The 17,567-nt window shown below is 73.1% G+C and carries 18 protein-coding genes; 6 read left to right on the top strand and 12 right to left on the bottom strand.

Annotated features, from left to right (window positions below):
- Positions 1–29: 29 nt before the first annotated feature.
- From prcB to arc, 5 genes are all read right to left on the bottom strand, one after another.
- On the bottom strand, positions 30–869 hold the full coding sequence (gene prcB, locus JD77_RS23240; protein WP_211372637.1) for a proteasome subunit beta: 840 nt from the start codon (positions 867–869) through the stop codon (positions 30–32).
- Positions 788–1,309 carry an endonuclease VII domain-containing protein gene (locus tag JD77_RS23235; protein WP_246140864.1) on the bottom strand — a complete coding sequence of 174 codons (522 nt, stop codon included), beginning with the start codon at positions 1,307–1,309 and terminating at the stop codon, positions 788–790. Before JD77_RS23235 ends, prcB begins: the two co-directional genes overlap by 82 nt.
- Before the next feature lie 187 nt (positions 1,310–1,496).
- Positions 1,497–1,712: a ubiquitin-like protein Pup gene (locus JD77_RS23230; protein WP_145776165.1), complete on the bottom strand. Its 216-nt coding sequence runs from the start codon at positions 1,710–1,712 to the stop codon at positions 1,497–1,499.
- Positions 1,713–1,818: 106 nt separating this feature from the next.
- Complete coding sequence (gene dop / locus JD77_RS23225; protein WP_145776164.1) at positions 1,819–3,336, bottom strand: depupylase/deamidase Dop; 1,518 nt, start codon at positions 3,334–3,336, stop codon at positions 1,819–1,821.
- Positions 3,337–3,503: 167 nt separating this feature from the next.
- Complete coding sequence (gene arc / locus JD77_RS23220) at positions 3,504–5,285, bottom strand: proteasome ATPase (protein WP_145776163.1); 1,782 nt, start codon at positions 5,283–5,285, stop codon at positions 3,504–3,506.
- A gap of 176 nt (positions 5,286–5,461) precedes the next feature.
- Here arc and JD77_RS23215 point away from each other — a divergent pair, with 176 nt between their 5' ends.
- Complete coding sequence (locus JD77_RS23215; protein WP_145777738.1) at positions 5,462–5,755, top strand: ferredoxin; 294 nt, start codon at positions 5,462–5,464, stop codon at positions 5,753–5,755.
- 112 nt (positions 5,756–5,867) lie between these two features.
- Here JD77_RS23215 and JD77_RS23210 read toward each other — a convergent pair whose 3' ends face one another.
- From JD77_RS23210 to JD77_RS23200, 4 genes are all read right to left on the bottom strand, one after another.
- Positions 5,868–6,443 (bottom strand): hypothetical protein, encoded by a 576-nt coding sequence (locus JD77_RS23210; protein WP_145776162.1) that lies wholly within the window; start codon positions 6,441–6,443, stop codon positions 5,868–5,870.
- Positions 6,440–6,583, bottom strand: a complete 144-nt coding sequence (locus JD77_RS32430; protein ID WP_170286518.1) for a hypothetical protein — start codon at positions 6,581–6,583, stop codon at positions 6,440–6,442. The genes JD77_RS23210 and JD77_RS32430 overlap by 4 nt, the downstream gene beginning before the upstream one ends.
- A gap of 114 nt (positions 6,584–6,697) precedes the next feature.
- Positions 6,698–7,663: a tRNA (adenine-N1)-methyltransferase gene (locus JD77_RS23205; RefSeq protein ID WP_145776161.1), complete on the bottom strand. Its 966-nt coding sequence runs from the start codon at positions 7,661–7,663 to the stop codon at positions 6,698–6,700.
- A gap of 34 nt (positions 7,664–7,697) precedes the next feature.
- Positions 7,698–8,789 (bottom strand): M50 family metallopeptidase, encoded by a 1,092-nt coding sequence (locus JD77_RS23200; protein WP_387228122.1) that lies wholly within the window; start codon positions 8,787–8,789, stop codon positions 7,698–7,700.
- A 154-nt stretch (positions 8,790–8,943) separates the two neighbouring features.
- Between JD77_RS23200 and JD77_RS23195 the strand changes: the two genes are divergently transcribed.
- From JD77_RS23195 to JD77_RS23175, 5 genes are all read left to right on the top strand, one after another.
- Positions 8,944–9,861 carry a RecB family exonuclease gene (locus JD77_RS23195; protein WP_145776159.1) on the top strand — a complete coding sequence of 306 codons (918 nt, stop codon included), beginning with the start codon at positions 8,944–8,946 and terminating at the stop codon, positions 9,859–9,861.
- Between the two features lie 76 nt (positions 9,862–9,937).
- Positions 9,938–11,134 (top strand): sensor histidine kinase, encoded by a 1,197-nt coding sequence (locus tag JD77_RS23190; RefSeq protein ID WP_145776158.1) that lies wholly within the window; start codon positions 9,938–9,940, stop codon positions 11,132–11,134.
- A 59-nt stretch (positions 11,135–11,193) separates the two neighbouring features.
- Complete coding sequence (locus JD77_RS23185; RefSeq protein WP_145777737.1) at positions 11,194–11,880, top strand: response regulator; 687 nt, start codon at positions 11,194–11,196, stop codon at positions 11,878–11,880.
- 338 nt (positions 11,881–12,218) lie between these two features.
- Positions 12,219–12,983, top strand: a complete 765-nt coding sequence (locus tag JD77_RS23180; protein WP_145777736.1) for an ABC transporter ATP-binding protein — start codon at positions 12,219–12,221, stop codon at positions 12,981–12,983.
- Complete coding sequence (locus JD77_RS23175) at positions 12,983–15,541, top strand: ABC transporter permease (RefSeq protein WP_145776157.1); 2,559 nt, start codon at positions 12,983–12,985, stop codon at positions 15,539–15,541. The genes JD77_RS23180 and JD77_RS23175 overlap by 1 nt, the downstream gene beginning before the upstream one ends.
- Before the next feature lie 66 nt (positions 15,542–15,607).
- On the opposite strand, the gene JD77_RS23170 is transcribed toward JD77_RS23175, so the two are convergent.
- From JD77_RS23170 to JD77_RS23160, 3 genes are all read right to left on the bottom strand, one after another.
- Positions 15,608–16,255 (bottom strand): HAD family hydrolase, encoded by a 648-nt coding sequence (locus tag JD77_RS23170; protein ID WP_145776156.1) that lies wholly within the window; start codon positions 16,253–16,255, stop codon positions 15,608–15,610.
- 147 nt (positions 16,256–16,402) lie between these two features.
- Positions 16,403–16,582, bottom strand: coding sequence for a hypothetical protein (locus JD77_RS23165; protein WP_145776155.1), 180 nt, complete (start codon positions 16,580–16,582; stop codon positions 16,403–16,405).
- A 166-nt stretch (positions 16,583–16,748) separates the two neighbouring features.
- Positions 16,749–17,528 carry a neutral zinc metallopeptidase gene (locus JD77_RS23160; RefSeq protein ID WP_145776154.1) on the bottom strand — a complete coding sequence of 260 codons (780 nt, stop codon included), beginning with the start codon at positions 17,526–17,528 and terminating at the stop codon, positions 16,749–16,751.
- Positions 17,529–17,567 lie beyond the last annotated feature (39 nt).

Genomic DNA, 17,567 nt, shown 5'->3' with positions numbered 1-17,567 from the left:
GACTGCTGACAGGGTGCGTGCGGGACGGCTCAGCCGCCCGGGTTCTCCGTCCGGCCGGAGACCACGGCCTCGGCGATCGCGGCCGTCTCGGCGTCGGTGAGTCGGTGGGTGCCCTCCGCCGTCGCCGTCATGACCACCGGGTAGATCCGGCGGATCAGGTCCGGGCCACCGGTCGCCGTGTCGTCGTCGGCCGCGTCGTAGAGCGCCTCGACCGCGAGCCGCGCCGCGTCGTCGACCGACAGCCCGGCGCGGAACCGCTTCTTCAGCGCCGACTTGGCGAACAGCGAGCCGGAGCCGACCGCGTCGTAGCCGGTCTCCTCGTACGGGCCGCCGGTGACGTCGAAGCTGAAGATCCGGCCGGCCTTCGCCGGGTCGCTGGCGGCCAGGTCGAAGCCGGCGAAGAGCGGGACGACCGCGAGGCCCTGCATCGCCGCGCCGAGATTGCCGCGGATCATCGAGGCCAGCCGGTTGGCCTTGCCGTCGAGCGAGAGCATCGCGCCCTCGATCTTCTCGTAGTGCTCCAGCTCCACCTGGAACAGTCGCATCAGCTCGATGCCGATGCCCGCCGTGCCGGCGATGCCGACCAGCGAGTACGCGTCCGCCGGGTGCACCTTCTCGATGTCCCGCTGGGCGATCAGGTTGCCCATGGTGGCCCGGCGGTCGCCGGCCATCACCACGCCCCCGGCGGCCGAGATGGCCACGATGGTGGTCGCGTGCGGCGCCAGGTCGGCGGCCATGCCCGGCGGCAGCGGCCGGCGGCCGGGCAGCATCTCGGGGGCCACCTTGCTCAGGAACGCTGTGAAGGAGGACGTCCCCGCGTTGGTGAACACATCTGGTAGACGCCCGGATGGATCAAAACCCGCTGCCACGTGGTTCCTCTCAGGTACGTGATCGCCCTGGCCAGCCTCGTAGGACTGTCACGGAACTGGCCAAGACCACCGTTGCAGTTGAAGCAGAGTATCCCGCGCACCCAGCCGGTGCGATGATCGTGGTCCACATGTTCCGGATCGGGGTCGCCGCAGACCGCGCAGACGCCGCCCTGCTCGGCGAGGAGTTCCTGGACCTCCTTCTCCCCGATCCCGTAGCGCCGCCGCAGGTGGTACTCGCGGAACCCGCCATGCAAGCGGAGCTTGCTCTCCTTGCCCTTCTCGTTATGACAGGGCTTGCAGTACCGGCCGTGGCCCGACCGGCCAGAGCGGTTACGCGGAAAGTTCTCCAGCACCTTCGTCTCACCGCACGCCGGGCAGCGCCGGTGGCCATCCGACACAGACAGGGTCGGCCGAACTTCCCGACCCTGCTGCTCTTTCACCCGTTTGGCGTAACTGGCTTTTGACCGCGTGTTGAAGCACGGTTTGCAATAGCTGCCGCGACCGTCAGGGCGCCTGCTGTTGGAGCAAAACGCGTCTAACGGCTTCCACTCGCCACAGTCACGGCACCGCCGCTTTCCGTCGGCATCATCCAAAGAGCGAGCCATGTCCGATTTATATTTACATGCCCTACTCACCCCCTTTTTGCACGTATCCGCGGACAAATTCTTCTGCGTTTTCCTCCAGGACGGAGTCGATCTCGTCGATCATGTCGTCGACGTCCTCGGTGATCTCGGCGTGCCGCTCGGCGACCTCCGGGTTCGCCTCGGTGGTGACGTCCTCGATCTCCTCGCCCTGCCGGGACCTGCCCGACTGCGACTGCCCGCCGCTGTCACGAGTGGCCATTGCTGCCTCCTCCACGATCGTCTCCGATGAACTTACCTCGCGGAGACGACGAAAAGCCCGCCCCGCGCCGGCTTCCGGCGCGCGGCGGGCCCGCGTCGGCGACGGCTCAGCCGCCCGTCAGCGTCTCCAGCAGGTCCTTGGCGCTGACGCACCGGTCGAACAGCGCGCCGACGTGCCTGCGGGTGCCCCGCTCGGGTTCCATCATCGGCACCCGCACCAGCGACTCCCGGCCCACGTCGAAGATGACCGAATCCCAGCTCGCGGCGACCACCTCCGAGGCGTACTGCGCCAGGCAGCGGCCCCGGAAGTAGGCCCGGGTGTCCTCCGGCGGCTCCGTCATCGCGGTCCGGGTCTGCTCGTCGGCCAGCAGCGTCTTCATCGCCCCCCGGGACACCAGCCGGTGGTAGAGCCCCTTCTCCGGCCGGACGTCGGAGTACTGCAGGTCGACCAGTTGGAGCTTGTACGCGCCCCAGCCCAGCTTCTCCCGCTTTCGGTAGCCCTCCAGCAGCCGCAGCTTCGCCACCCAGTCCAGCTCGTCGGCGCACAGGAAGGCGTCGCGGCCGAGCCGGTCCAGCACGCTCTCCCAGCGGGCGAGCACGTCCACCGTCTGCTCGTCGGCGTCGGCGCCGTACCGGTCGTCCACGAAGGACTTCGCCCGTTCGAAGTACGCCCACTGCACGTCCAGGGCCGTCAGGCGGCGCCCGTCGCGCAGGCGCATCAGGTGCTTCAGCGACGGGTCGTGGCTGACCGCGCGCAGCTCCGAGACCGGGTCGGCGATGCCGAGGTCCGGCCCGAGCGCCTTCTCCTCGATCATGGTGAGGATCAGCGCGGTGGTGCCGACCTTCAGGTACGTGGAGATCTCCGACAGGTTGGCGTCGCCGATGATCACGTGCAGCCGCCGGTACTTGTCGGCGTCGGCGTGCGGCTCGTCGCGGGTGTTGATGATGGGCCGCTTGAGGGTGGTCTCCAGCCCCACCTCGACCTCGAAGAAGTCGGCGCGCTGGGAGATCTGGAAGCCGCTCTGGCCGCCGTCCTGGCCGATGCCGACCCGGCCCGCGCCGGCGACGATCTGCCGGGTGACGAAGAACGGCGTCAGGTACGCCACGATGTCGGCGAACGGCGTCTGCCGGCGCATCAGGTAGTTCTCGTGCGCGCCGTAGCTGGCGCCCTTGTTGTCGGTGTTGTTCTTGTAGAGGTGGATGGGCTGGGTGCCCGGGATGGTGGCCGCCCGCCGGGCCGCCTCGGCCATCACCCGCTCGCCCGCCTTGTCCCACCGCACCACGTCGAGGGGGTTGGTGACCTCGGGGGTGGAGTACTCGGGGTGGGCGTGGTCGACGTAGAGCCGGGCGCCGTTGGTGAGTATGACGTTGGCCAGGCCCAGGTCCTCGTCGGCGAGGGCCTCGGCCGGGTCGTACGCGGCGCCGGAGTAGGTGAAGCCGCGGGCGTCGCGCAGCGGCGACTCCTCCTCGTAGTCCCAGCGGGCCCGGCCGCCGCGGTTGAGTTCGGGGCGCGCCCCGTACGCGTTGACCACCTGCGAGGAGGTGACCATCGGGTTGGCCCCGGCCTGGCCGGGCACGGAGATGCCGTACTCGACCTCGGTGCCCATGATCCGTCTAACGCTCATCGACCTACCGCTCCACTCGCCCGACCCGGTCCCCCGTCACGTCGAGCGTAGTCGGCGCCACGCGGTGTGGGGGCACGGCGGGCATGCCGGCGATCGGGTGTCGCCGGCGGGCGGAGACGCGACGGGGCCCGCGACGGGTGGTCGCGGGCCCCGGGCGTGGCGCTGTCCTACAGGTACTGGCCGGTGTTGCTGGCGGTCTCGATCGACCGGCCGGCCTCGGCGCCCTTGCCACCGGAGACGAGCGTGCGGATGTAGACGATCCGCTCGCCCTTCTTGCCGGAGATGCGGGCCCAGTCGTCGGGGTTGGTGGTGTTGGGCAGGTCCTCGTTCTCGCGGAACTCGTCGACGCAGGCGTCGAGCAGGTGCTGCAGGCGCAGCCCCTTGCGGCCGGAGGTGAGGAACTCCTTGATGGCCATCTTCTTGCCCCGGTCCACGATGTTCTGGATCATGGCGCCGGAGTTGAAGTCCTTGAAGTAGAGGACTTCCTTGTCGCCGTTGGCGTAGGTGACCTCGAGGAAGCGGTTCTCCTCGGTTTCGGAGTACATCCGCAGCACCACGGCGTCGATCATGGCGGCGACGGTGGCGTTGGGGTCACCGCCGTGTTCGGCCAGGTCGTCCGCGTGCAGCGGCAGGCCGGACAGGATGTACTTGGAGAAGATGTCCTTGGCCGCCTCGGCGTCCGGCCGCTCGATCTTGATCTTCACGTCGAGCCGCCCCGGGCGCAGGATGGCCGGGTCGATCATGTCCTCCCGGTTGGAGGCGCCGATGACGATGACGTTCTCCAACCCCTCCACGCCGTCGATCTCGCTGAGCAGCTGCGGGACGATCGTGTTCTCCACGTCGGAGGAGACACCGGAGCCGCGGGTGCGGAACACCGAGTCCATCTCGTCGAAGAACACGATGACCGGCGTGCCCTCGCCGGCCTTCTCCCGGGCCCGTTGGAAGATCAACCGAATGTGCCGCTCGGTCTCGCCGACGTACTTGTTGAGCAGCTCGGGGCCCTTGATGTTGAGGAAGAAGCTGGTGTGCTTCTCCTCGCCCCGCTTCTCGGCGATCTTCTTGGCCAGGGAGTTGGCCACCGCCTTGGCGATCAGGGTCTTGCCGCAGCCGGGCGGCCCGTAGAGCAGGATGCCCTTGGGCGGCCGGAGCTGGTGCTCGCGGAACAGGTCGGCGTGCAGGAAGGGCAGTTCCACCGCGTCGCGGATCTGCTCGATCTGCGCGTGGAGGCCGCCGATGTCGGTGTAGTCGACGTCGGGCACCTCCTCCAGGACCAGCTCCTCGACCTCGCTCTTGGGGATCCGCTCGTACGCGTACGCCGAGCGGGGCTCGATCATGAGCGAGTCGCCCGCCCTGATCGGCGAGCCGATCAGGGAGTCGGCGAGGTGCACGATCCGCTCCTCGTCGGAGTGGGACACCACGAGCGCCCGGTCACCCGGAGCGCCGCCGGGGCCGGCGAGCACCTCCTTGAGCATCACGACCTCGCCGACCCGTTCGTAGCCGAACGCGTCGACGATGTTGAGCGCGTCGTTGAGCAGGACCTCCTGCCCACGCTTCAGCTCGGTCGCGTCGAGTGAGGGCGAGACGGCCACGCGCAACTTGCGGCCGCCGGTGAAGATGTCCACCGTGCCGTCGTCGTGCCGCGCCAGGAAGACCCCGTAGCCGCTCGGCGGTTGCGCGAGGCGGTCGATCTCCTCCTTGAGCGTCACGATCTGCGCCCGCGCCTCCTTGAGGGTGCTCACGAGCCGTTCGTTGTTCTCGGTCAGCCGCGCCAACTGTGCCTGGGTGGCCGCCAGCCGCTCCTCGAGCTGCCGGACGTGTCGGGGGCTTTCGGTCAACTTGCGCCGCACCAGAGCGAGTTCCTCTTGCAGGAACGCGACCTGCGTGGAGAGATCGTGGGCCTCCTTCTCCCACCGTGCGGCGCGCGAGTCCGCGTCGTCGCTGCGTGCCACGTCCCACCTCCCCGGGGGCTTGAACGTTCTGCCCTAACACTAGCCGCTGTGAGGCCGATTCGGTCCCACGCAACGCCCTCGTCGCGGAACCTTGATCGCCAGGGTGGCCGGAGGGCCTGGTCCGGGCGTTCGGGTACCGTCAGGGCGTGGGACGGGAGAACATGGGGGGTGCGCCGGTGGCCGAGGTCGCGACGGACGAGCTGCAGGTCTGGGTGGATCAGGACCTGTGCACGGGCGACGGACTGTGCGTGCAGTACGCGCCGGAGGTCTTCGAGTTCGACGTCGACGGCCTGGCCTACGTCAAGGGCCCCGACGGCGAGCTGCGGCTGGCCCCCGGCAGCCGGGTCGACGTGCCCGAGCACCTGCGCCTCGAGGTCGTCGACTCGGCGCGGGAGTGCCCGGGCGAGTGCATCCACGTCGTGCGCGCCAGCGACGGCGTCGAGGTGGCCGGCCCGGCCGCCGAGGACTGATCCCGGGCCGCACCGGGCCGCCGGCAGAGCCACACCGGCGCCGCCGAGGACGCGCCAGTCGCCCCCGCCGCCCCCGAGGCGGCGGGGGCGACCCGCGTCAGGGCGGCGCCCGTCAGAGCACGGGCCGGCCGACCACCGAGGCGACCAGCCGGGCGAACTCCTCCAGCCGGGCGATCTGTCCCGCCCCGCCGTCGTCGAGCGTCTTGCCGAAGCGCAGCGCGTCATGCCGGGGCGCGTCGACGGCCTCGTCGCCCGGCGGCGCCTCGTCCAGCGACGTCAGCAGCAGGTACACGTCGATGCTGTCGACGCGGATCCCGCCGTCGTCGGCCCGGGTGAGCCGCCGCCGGCAGCCGACCTCGGTCACGGTGGAGACGGGCACCACCCGCAGCGACGACGTCATCGACCCCGGTGGCCCCTCCCCCGGCGGCACGTCCTCGCCGTGCCAGAGCACGAGGCGGCTGCCGTCGCAGACCACCACCTCCTGCCACACCCCGTTGACCTCGTTGACGAAGCGTTCCAGGGTGAAGCCCAGCACCGACGCGCCGCGCAGCACTCCGCCGAGGGCCTCCAGCGCGATGTCCGGGTCCCGCAGGTAGGCCCGCGCCGCCGACTCCAGGTCCTGGTACGGCGACCAGTCCGGAAACACCGCCGGCACGTCCTGGCCGCCGTAGCCCGGCTGGCTACTCATGCCGGCACCTCGCCGCGCCCGGTGCCGGCATGAGCCACCACGGCACTGTGCCCGACGATTCGCTCGCTGCGCTCGCTCACTGCCGTCACCTCGCTGCGCCCGGCGCCGTCATGAGCTGTGGCACTGAGCTTGCCGATCACGGTGTCTCCTCGCTTCGCGACCGCGGGGCTTCCACCCCGCACTCACTTCTCACGCGCACGGCGCGGCCCCGGTTCGCGGCCGCGGGACCCGCAGACCCGGCTCGCTCCTCGCGCTCACGGTGCCTCCCGCGGCTCCGTCTCCGACGGTGCCCCGCCGGCCGCCTGCCGGGCCGCCTCGGCCTCCCGCCACGCCTGCCGTCGCTGCGCGTACGCCTCGGCGCCCTTGCTCGGCTTGCGCCGCCGCGGCGGGGCGGTGACCCCGGGGGCGAGCTTGCGGGCCGAGACGAGGAACGCGGTGTGCGCGATCATCCGGTGGTCGGGACGCACCGCCAGGCCCTCGGCGTGCCAGTCGCGCACCAGCGACTCCCAGGCCCGCGGCTCGGTCCAGCCGCCGTGCTCGCGCAGCGCCTCGACCAGCTCGGACAGCTGCGGGGTGGTGGCGACGTACCCGATGAGCACCCCGCCGGGCAGCAGCGCCCGCTCGACCATGTCGAGCATCTCCCAAGGGGTGAGCATGTCCAGGATGATCCGGTCGAAGCCGGTCTCGCGGCAGTCGGCCACGTCGCCGACGTGCAGCCGCCACGCCGGGTGGGGCCCGTCGAAGAACGCCTCGACGTTGCGCCGGGCGATGTGCGCGAAGTCCTCGCGCAGCTCGTACGAGTGCAGCTCGCCGCTGGTGCCGACGGCCCGCAGCAGGGAACAGCTCAGCGCGCCGGAGCCGGCGCCGGCCTCCAGCACCTTCGCGCCGGGGAAGATGTCGCCCATGGCCACGATCTGCGCCGAGTCCTTCGGGTAGATCACCTGCGCGCCGCGCGGCATGGACAGCACGTAGTCGGCCAGCAGCGGACGCAGCGCGAGGAACGCCGTGCCGCCCCCGGAGGTGGTGACGACACTGCCGTCGGGCTGCCCGATCAGCGCCTCGTGCTCCAGGATGCCCCGGTGGGTGTGAAACGCCTTGCCCGGCTCCAGGGTGATCGTGTGCATCCTCCCCTTCGGGTCGGTCAGCTGCACCCGGTCGCCGGGGCGGAACGGCCCGCGACGCACCGGCGGCGGCGCCGGGGTGTCGGCGGGCGCCGGGATGCCGGGGTCGGCCGGGAGGGCGGGGGATGTGCGGTCACGTGTTCATCTTCCGTCTGGGTTCCAGGAGCTGCGCCAGGTCCGCGATGTGCAGAACGCCGACGACATCTTCGCCTGCCGTCACGACGTACTGTGCGCCCGGGTGGGTCTGCACGGCCTCCATCACCCGCTCGCCGTCGAGGCCGACCGGCAGGGCGGGCAGGCCGGCCAGGGAGCGGGCCACCGCGTCCACCGCGATCCAGGGCCGGCGAGCCGTGGGTACGGCGTCGGCGGCGGCCGGGTCGACCAGGGCGACCGGCCGCCCGGAACCGTCGGCGACGGCGAGCGCCGCGTCGGGCCGCCCGCTCTCGGCGCGCCGGCGCTGCGCCTCGGCCAGCGGCGTGCCGGTGGGCACCGGCAGCAGCGGGCGGGCCAGCCGGGCCAGGTCGATCAGCGGGAACCGGCGGCTGATCCGGGCGAACCGGATGGACTGCCCGGCGCCGCGCCACAGGGTCACCGCGACCAGCAGCATCAGCGGCAGCGCCAGCGGCGCCAGCACCCGCTCGACGGTGAGGACGACGACGCCGGCGGCCGTGCCGAGCGCGACGACCCGGCCGATCCAACCGGCCACCTCGGTGCCGGCGTGCCGGTCGCGGGTGAGCGCCCACACGGCCGCGCGCAGCGCCCGGCCGCCGTCGAGCGGCAGCCCGGGCAGGATGTTGAACGCCGCGACGATGACGTTGCTCGCCGCGAGTTGGAAGGCCAACTGGTCGGCCACGGTGCGGTCGGGCAGGGCCAGGGTCGCGGCGACCGCGGCCGCGCCGAGCACCGCCGACACCGCCGGCCCGGCCAGTGAGACCAGCAGGTCCACCCGGGGGGTGGGGGCGTCCCGGTCCATCTCCGTGTACCCGCCGAGCAGCTCCAGGGTGATCCCGCGCACACCGATGCCGAACCGGCGGGCGGTGAGCGCGTGACCGAGCTCGTGCAGCAGCACCGAGCCGAGCAGCGCGACGACGAACCCGAGGCCGATCAGGTAGCCGCCGAGCTGGGACAGCTCGAGCTGGCGGCGGGCGAACCCGGCGTACAGGACGCTGACCAGCAGGGTCAGCAGCAGCGTGGAGGCGTCGAGGTGCAGCGGCACCCCGAACACCCGGCCGACCGTGAGCCCGAGGCGCCGCTGGGGTCGGCGCGACGGCCGGGTCGTCTGCTGCTCCATCGCCCCGATGCTACGGACCGCCCGGCGGGCGCCGCCGGTCGGAGCGGCGGGGCGGCCGGTGTCGGACCGGTGGCCTAACCTTCCGGGCATGACGGCGGAACCGGTGATCGACCAGCAGCAGGCGCGGGCCACGGCGGAGGTGCCGGCGACGGTCCGGGCGTCGCTGTCGCCGTCGCGGGCGGCGGACTTCAAGACCTGCCCGCTGCTCTACCGGTTCCGCAGCATCGACCGGCTGCCGGAGCGGCCCAGCGTGGAGCAGGCCCGGGGCACGCTGGTGCACGCCGTGCTGGAGCGGCTGTTCGACCTGCCGGCCACCGCCCGCACGCCCGAGGCGGCCGGCGACCTGGTCGCCCCGCAGTGGGACCGGCTGGTCGCCGAGCAGCCGGAGCTGGCCGGCCTGTTCGACGCCGATGACGCCGCGGGCGCCGCGGAGTTCCTGCGCTCGGCGGCCGGGCTGCTGCGGGGCTACTTCACGGTGGAGGACCCGCGCCGGCTGGAGCCGGCGGAACGGGAGGCGCTGATCTCCGCCGTGGTCGACGACGAGCTGCTGATCCGCGGCTACCTGGACCGCCTCGACGTGGCCCCGGACGGCGCGCTGCGGGTGGTCGACTACAAGACCGGCGGCGCGCCCCGGGAGGCGTTCGAGGCCCGCGCGCTGTTCCAGCTGAAGTTCTACGCGCTGGTGCTGTGGCGCACCCGCGGGGTGGTGCCCCGGGTGCTGCGGCTGCTCTACCTGAAGGACGCCGAGGTGTGCGACTACACCCCGGACGCCGAGGAGTTGCGGCGCTTCGAGCGCACGGTGGTGGCGCTGTGGCAGGCGATCGAGGCGGCCACGCGGCGGCAGGACTTCCGGCCCCGCCCGAGCCGGCTCTGCGACTGGTGCAACCACCGGGCGCTGTGCCCCAGCTTCGGCGGCACACCGCCGCCGTTCCCCGCCGACGCGGGCGCGGCGGACCCGCTGGTCGACGCCCGGTCACGGCCCGCGGCCCCCGGGGCGGACGAGTGAGCCTCCTCCCTGAGGAGGAGACGGTGTTCACCGTCGGCGACGACGGGTCGCCCCGGGCGGCGGCTAGCGTTTGAGCATGACCGGAGGCCCGAGGCAGCTGCTGCGCCGACACCCGCTCGCCTCCGACGCGCTCTTCGCCGCCGCCCTCGTGTTACTGGAGATCGTTTTCGTCCTGCTCACCCCCGAGGAGTTCCGGCCCGGCCCGCTGCCCGCCGCGCTCGGCTGGAGCGTGCTGTGCGCCGCCCCCGTGGCGCTGCGCCGGTTCGCGCCCTGGGTGGCGGTGGCCGCGGCCGTCGCCACGCTGGCGCTGCCGGCGCTACTGGACCACGGCCCGGCCACGCAGAGCCTCGCCTTCGTGGTGCTGACCTACACGATGGCCGCGCACCGGCCGGTCCGGCCGGCGGCGCTGGCCGCGGCGCTGCTGTGGACGCCGGTCGCGGCGGTCAACGTCGTCGCCCCGATCGAGAACGAGTTCCTGTCGGTCAGCCCGGCGTACCTGGTGTTGAACAACCTGCTCACCGCCGTGGTCGCGTACGCGGTGGGTCGGGCGGTGCACGCCCGCCGCGCCACCACCGAGGCGTTGCGCGAGCGGGCCCGGGTGGCGGAGCAGAGCCAGCGCTCCCTGGCCGAGCGGGCGGTGGCGGACGAGCGGCGGCGCATCGCCCGGGAGCTGCACGACGTGGTGGCCCACCACGTGAGCGTGATGGGGGTCCTCGCGACCGGCGCCCGGCGGGTGCTGCGCCGGGACCCGGACGCCGCCGACGAGGCGATCGCCACGATCGAGGACACCAGTCGCGCCACCCTGCGGGAGATGCGCCGGCTGCTCGACGTGCTGCGCACCGAGGCGGAACCGGCCGCGGAGCTCGCCCCGCAGCCCGGCCTGGCCGCCATCGAGACCCTCGTCGAGCAGGTGCGCGAGGCGGGCCTGCCGGTGACCCTGACCGTCGAGGGCGGGCCCGGGCCGCTGGAGGAGGGCGTGGCGTTGACGGTCTACCGGATCGTGCAGGAGGCGCTGACCAACGCGCTCAAGCACGCCGGGGCGGCCACCGCCGTCGTCCGGCTCAGCTTCGGCGCGGCGTTCCTCGCCGTGGAGGTCACCGACACGGGCCGGGGGCCGGTGCCGGGCCGGGACCGGATCGGGCACGGCCTGGTGGGCATGCGCGAGCGGGTCGGCCTCTACGGCGGGACGCTGCGCACCGGGGCCCGCCCGGGCGGCGGCTACCGCGTGTACGCGAGGATCCCGGTGGAGCAGCTCGGGGCGGTGCCGGCGTGACCGGCCCGCGCCACGACCAGCCGGCCCCGGGCGGGGCGGACGCGACGGGAGGACAGGCGTTGACCGAGGACGCGAAAACGGCGCGGCCGGTGCGGATCCTGCTCGCCGACGACCAGCCGCTGCTGCGTACCGGCTTCCGGATGGTGCTGGGCTCGGAGGACGACCTGGACATCGTCGCCGAGGCCGGGGACGGGCTGGAGGCGGTGGAGCTGTCCCGCCGGCTGCTGCCCGACGTGGTGTTGATGGACATCCGCATGCCCCGCATGGACGGGGTGGCGGCGACCCGGGCGATCGTCGACGCCCGGCTGCCGGTGCGGGTGCTGATCCTGACCACCTTCGACCTCGACGAGTACGTGGTGGGCGCGCTGCGCGCCGGGGCCAGCGGCTTCCTGGCCAAGGACGTGCCGGCGGAGGACCTGGTCACCGCGATCCGCACGGTCGCCGCCGGCGAGGCCGTGGTCGCCCCGCGGATCCTGAAGCGGCTGCTGGACCGCTTCGCCGACGTGCTGCCCGACCCGGCGGCCACCCCGCCGAAGGCGCTCGGCGCGCTCACCGAGCGCGAGCGGGAGGTCCTCGTCCAGGTGGCCCGGGGGTTGTCCAACGCCGAGATCGCCCAGGCGCTGTCGGTCAGCGAGACCACCATCAAGACCCACGTCGGGCACGTGCTGACGAAGCTGGGGCTGCGCGACCGGGTGCAGGCCGTCGTGCTGGCGTACGAGTCGGGCCTGGTGCGCCCGAAGGCGTAGCCGCCCCCGGCGGGGCTGCCGCGCCGCGCGTACGGCGGGGGCCGCCGGCGGGCCGCGCCCGCGACCCCGTCGTCACCTGCCGTGACCAACGGCGGTCGGACGCGGTTTGACCCTGGCGTGGCGTCACGTCCTACCGTCCCCCGCGCACGGCGGCGCCGCCGTAGCGGTCAGGGGCAACCCTGAGCCGGCGTGGGGGGCCACCCTCAGCGGGAAATCCGCGCCCGCTCCGCCCGGAGTCGGACGGATCGGGCCCCCGCGGCGTCGAGGATGAGGACATGGCGCACCGGGCCAGCGGGGGCCGGTGCGCGCGATCAGCCAGACGGAAGAGGTAGATGACTTTGACCGCGACGGTAGGCCGGCAGGCGCACGCGGCCCGGGCGAGCGACGTGTGGAAGGTGTACGGCAGCGGCGAGGCGCAGGTCGTCGCGCTGCGGGGGGTGAGCGCCGAGTTCGAGCGGGGGCGGTTCACCGCGATCATGGGCCCGTCCGGGTCGGGCAAGTCGACCCTGATGCACTGCCTGGCCGGGCTGGACTCGGTCACCCGGGGCACGGTGTCGATCGGCGACACCACCGTGACGGGGCTGGGCGACTCCGGGCTGACGAAGCTGCGCCGGGACCAGGTGGGCTTCATCTTCCAGCAGTTCAACCTGCTGCCCACGCTCACCGCGAAGGAGAACATCCTGCTGCCGATGTCGATCGCCGGCCGCAGGCCGGACCCGGCCTGGTACGACACGGTGATCGACACGGTCGGGCTGCGCGACCGGCTGGACCACCGGCCGGCGCAGCTGTCCGGTGGCCAGCAGCAGCGGGTCGCGTGCGCCCGGGCGCTGGTCGCCCGCCCCGAGGTGATCTTCGCCGACGAGCCGACCGGCAACCTCGACTCCCGCTCCGGCGCCGAGGTGCTGAACTTCCTGCGCAACTCCGTCCGCGAGCACGGCCAGACCATCGTCATGGTCACCCACGACCCGACCGCCGCCGCGTACGCCGACCGGGTGGTCTTCCTCGCCGACGGGCAGATCGTCTCCGAGCTGATCGAGCCGACCGCCGACACGGTGCTGGACACGATGAAGAAGCTCGACACGCCCACCGAGGTGGGCAACTGATGTTCCGGGCGACCCTCAAGAGCCTGCTGGCGCGCAAGGTGCGCCTGATCCTCTCCGGCCTCGCCGTCGTGCTCGGCGTCATGTTCGTCTCCGGCGCCTTCGTGCTCACCGACACCCTCGGCCGCTCCTTCGACGCGGTGTTCGCCGACGCGTACGCCGAGGTCGACGTGAACGTCGCCGGGAAGCCGAAGATCGCGGTGAACGAGGCCGAGGGCGAGCAGGTGGCACCCGCCTTCCCCGCCTCGGTGGTGGATCGGGTCCGCGCCGTTCCCGGGGTGGCCAGTGCCACCGGTGTGATCGCCGCCGACGGCGCCCGGCTCATCGGCAGCAACGGCAAGGCGATCACCTCGTTCGGGCCGCCCCAGCTCGGGGAGAACTGGACCGGCGAGAGCGAGCTGCTGGAGCTGCGGCAGGGCCGCGCGCCGCGGGCCGACGACGAGATCGTCGTCAACGTGGCGCTGGCCGAGGCCGCCAAGGTGAAGGTGGGCGACCGGGTCGGGGCGCTGACCGCGTTCGAGTCCAAGCGCCGCGACTTCACCCTGGTCGGCGTCTTCGGTTACAGCGGCGACCGGGACTCCATGGGCGGGGCGAACGAGATCATGTTCACCACCCCGGCGGCGCAGCGGCTGATGCTCGACAAGCCCGACACCTTCAACAGCGTCGTCGTGCGCGCCGCCGACGGGGTCCGGCCGGAGGCGCTGCGCGACCAGGTGGCCGGCGCGCTCGGCCCCGAGTACGAGGTCAAGACCGGCGAGCAGCTGTCCGCCGACTCGTCGGCCGGCCTGAAGGAGGGCCTGGCCTTCTTCAACAAGATCCTGCTCGGCTTCGCCGCCGTGGCGCTGCTCGTCGGCACCTTCCTGATCCTCAACACCTTCTCGATCATCGTGGCGCAGCGGACCCGGGAGTTGGCGCTGATGCGGGCGATCGGGGCCAGCGGGCGGCAGATCATCGGCTCGGTGGTGTTGGAGGCGCTCGCCGTCGGACTGGTCGCCGCGGTCCTCGGCCTCGGCGCGGGCGTCGGGGTGGGCGCGCTGCTGGCGTTCCTCTTCGGCAGGTTCGCCGGTGGGCTGCCCCTGGCCGGCGTCGGCGTGCCGCCGGTCGCGGTCGTCAGCGCGTTCGCCGTCGGCATGGTGATCACGGTGGTGGCCGCGCTGCTGCCGGCGCTGCGGGCCGCCCGCATCCCGCCGATCGCCGCCATGCAGGACGTGGCCGCCCCCGACCGCCCGCTGACCAAGATCACCGTGTCCGGCGCGGTGGTCACCGCCGCCGGCGGTGGGCTGCTGGCCCTCGGCCTGACCGGCAACGCGGGCGGCAACGCGCTGTCGGTGATCCTCGGCGGGGTGCTGCTGTCGTTCGTCGGCATGGCGCTGCTGACCCCGCTGATCAGCCGTCCGGTGGTGTCCCTGCTGGGCGCCCTGTTCGCCTGGTCGGTGCCGGGCAGGCTGGGTCGGCTCAACTCCGGGCGCAACCCGCGCCGCACGGCGATCACCGCCGCCGCCCTGATGGTCGGCATCGCCCTCGTCACCGGAGTGACGGTGATCCTCGGCTCCGCCAAGTCCAGCATCGCCGCCCAGGCGGAGGACACCGTCGACGCGCAGCTGGTGGTCTCCGGGGCGCAGACGGGGCCGCGGCTGCCGACGTTCGACCCGGCCGTGGTCGACCGGGCCGCCGCGCTGCCCGGCGTGAACGCGGCGGTGGGCGCCTACAACGACCTGGCGTACGTCGACGGCGACCTGACGTACGTCAACGCGGTGACCGACCTGGCGGCGATGGCGAAGATCTACCACACCACCCCGCAGTCCGGAACGGTGGCGCCCCTGCGCCCGGACCAGGTGGCGCTGAGCGTCTCCGGCGCCGAGAAGCTGCGCAAGTCCGTGGGTGACCGGCTGACCGTCCAGTTCGCCCGCGGGGAGGGGCAGCAGGCGTACACGGTGACGGCGATCCTGCCGGACGACCGGACGATCGGGTCGATCCTGCTGCCGAAGGAGGCCGCCGTCGCCTTCACCAACCCGCAGCCGTTCTCGGCGCTGGTGCAGCTGACCCCGGGCACCCCGGTGTCGCAGGTGCAGCCGCAGCTGGAGGCGCTGGTCGCCGACAGCCCCGAGGTGTCGGTGGTCGACCGCGCCAGCTACATCGAGCAGCAGACCAGCGGCTTCGACACGCTGCTCACGATGATTCAGATCCTGCTGGCGCTGGCGATCGTGATCGCCGTCCTCGGCATCGTCAACACCCTGGCGCTGTCCGTGCTGGAGCGTACCCGGGAGCTGGGCCTGCTGCGGGCGATCGGGCTGCGCCGGGCGCAGACCATGCGGATGATCACCGTGGAGGCCGTGGTGATCTCGGTCTTCGGCGCGCTGCTCGGCGTCGCGGTCGGCACGGGTCTCGGCGCCGCCGTGGTCGAGGCGCTCAAGGACGAGGGAATCACCGACCTGGTGCTGCCCTGGAACCAGATGGGCCTCTTCCTCGGGCTGGCCGCGCTGGTCGGGGTCGTCGCCGCGGCGCTGCCGGCGATCCGCGCGGCGCGGATCAACGTCCTGGGCGCGATCGCCCACGACTGAGGTGCACGGAGGGCCCCCTGTCCGCGCCCACGGCGTGGCAGGGGGCCCGGTCGACACCCCGGCCCGTCAGGCCGGCGGCTCGCCGAGCAGCGCGCAGAGCAGCTCCAGGTCCGCGCCGGTCAGGCTCTCCAGCTGGCGTACGCCGTCGGCCGGCGCGATCGGCACCTCCACCGGCACGGCCAGCACCGCCGCGCCGGCGGCGAGCGCGCTGGCCACCCCCGCCGGGGAGTCCTCGATCGCCACGCAGCGGGCGATCGGCACCCCGAGCAGCCGGGCGGCCGTCAGGTACGGCTCGGGGTGCGGCTTGGCCTCGTCGACCTCGTCGCCGCACACCACGACGTCGAAGCTGTCCCGCCCCAGGGTGTCCAGTGCGACCTCGACCAGCGGCCGGACGCTGGAGGTGACCAGGGCGGTCGGGACGCCGGCCGCGCGGACCGCCCCCAGTAGGGCCAGCGCGCCGGGCCGCCACCGCAGACCGCTGCGGAACAGGTCCATGATCCGCTCGTGGATCCAGTCGGCGCTGGCCCGCGGGTCCCGGTGCGGCTGGCCCAGGTCCTCGTGCAGCAACCGCATCGAGTCGGCCATGCTGGTCCCGATCATCGCCTTGCGCGCGGCGCCGGACAGCGTGCCCCCGTACACCGCCGCCAGCTCCTGCAACGCGACGTCCCACAGCTTCTCGCTGTCGACCAGGGTGCCGTCCATGTCGAAGAGCACGGCGGCGGGGTGCTTGCTGCTCAGGGCGGGCCTCCTCCGGTGGGCGTACCCGCCGATCCTTCCAGCCTCCTCCCGGCGGCCGTCAGCCGTGCCCGGCGAGGGTGACCTACGGCATCGGCGGGCCCAGCGGCCGGGCCCGGCCCCGCCTCAGTCGAGGCCGCGCAGGATGTGCGGCTCGCCGTCGTCGTCGCCGAAGCAGCGGTGCAGCTCCTGCCCCCGCGCCCACAGGTCCAGGCTGCTCGGCGGCTCCACGGGAGCGGGGTCGGCGGGCACGCCGACGATCGTGGTCGTGGCCCGCGGGACCCTGACTGGCGCGTCGTCGGCCATCGTCGTTCCTCCCGTCCCGCCCCGGCCACGCCGGGGCGTCCCCGCGCCCCGCGTCTCGGGTGAACCCGATGTCCGGGCGCTCCATGCCGGGCGCTTACCCACGGCCGGCCTCTCGACACCGCCGCCGGCGGCGGCCCGGGCAGGCCGGCCCCGCCCGCCGTCGGGCTCAGCTCAGGCCGCAGGCGGACAGGCCGGACTCGTACCCCCGGAAGAAGTAGTCGGTGCGCTGCTCGGCGGTGCCGTGCGCGCCCTCGGCGAACCACGGCTGGTCGGGGTCGTCGCCGACGGCGAGGAGGCCCTCCCGGAACTCGTCGAGGTCGCCGTCCTCCAGCTCCAACTGCCGGGCCTGGATCGAGCCGCCCAGGTACGCCCCGGCCATGCAGTCGGCCTGCAACTCCTGCTGGATGGTGAAGTCGTAGCGGATGCCGAGGCGCACCTGCACGCCGTGGGCGTACTCGTGGCCGAGCAGGTAGTACAGGAACGCGTCGCCGACCTGCCGGAACGCCGCCACCGACCACCTGACGTCGTACGCGATGAAGTCGCCGTCCGAGCAGTAGACCGCGTTGTTGCGGGGCAGCGCCTGCCCGCCGCACGCGACCTCGCCCTCGCGCTGGTACGGGACGATCCGCCGGATCGGCTGGAACCGCCGGCCCGAGGCCCGGAACTGGGCGGTCCAGTACAGCTCCGCCTTGTCCACCGCGACCTCGAAGTCCTTGGTGAACTCGGCGACGCTGGTGCTGCCGTCGGCGCGGGTGCCGTCGGCGCCGGACGGGGCGCTCTGCCGGGGCCGCTCGGGGCGGGACTGCCCCGGCTGGTCCTGGTCCGCCCCGCCGACGACGCACCCGCCGGTCAGCACGAGCGCGGCCAGCAGGCCGGCCAGCGAGGCCCAGGGCCGACGTTCCGCCGCGCCGACGACTCGTCCCGGCTGAACGCAGCGTGCCGTCACGGTTGCCTCCACGGATCGTTCCTGCCGGTGCGGTACCCC

Source organism: Micromonospora olivasterospora, assembly GCF_007830265.1.
GTDB classification, from domain to species: Bacteria; Actinomycetota; Actinomycetes; order Mycobacteriales; family Micromonosporaceae; genus Micromonospora; species Micromonospora olivasterospora.
This window is presented reverse-complemented; position numbering and strand designations above follow the sequence as displayed.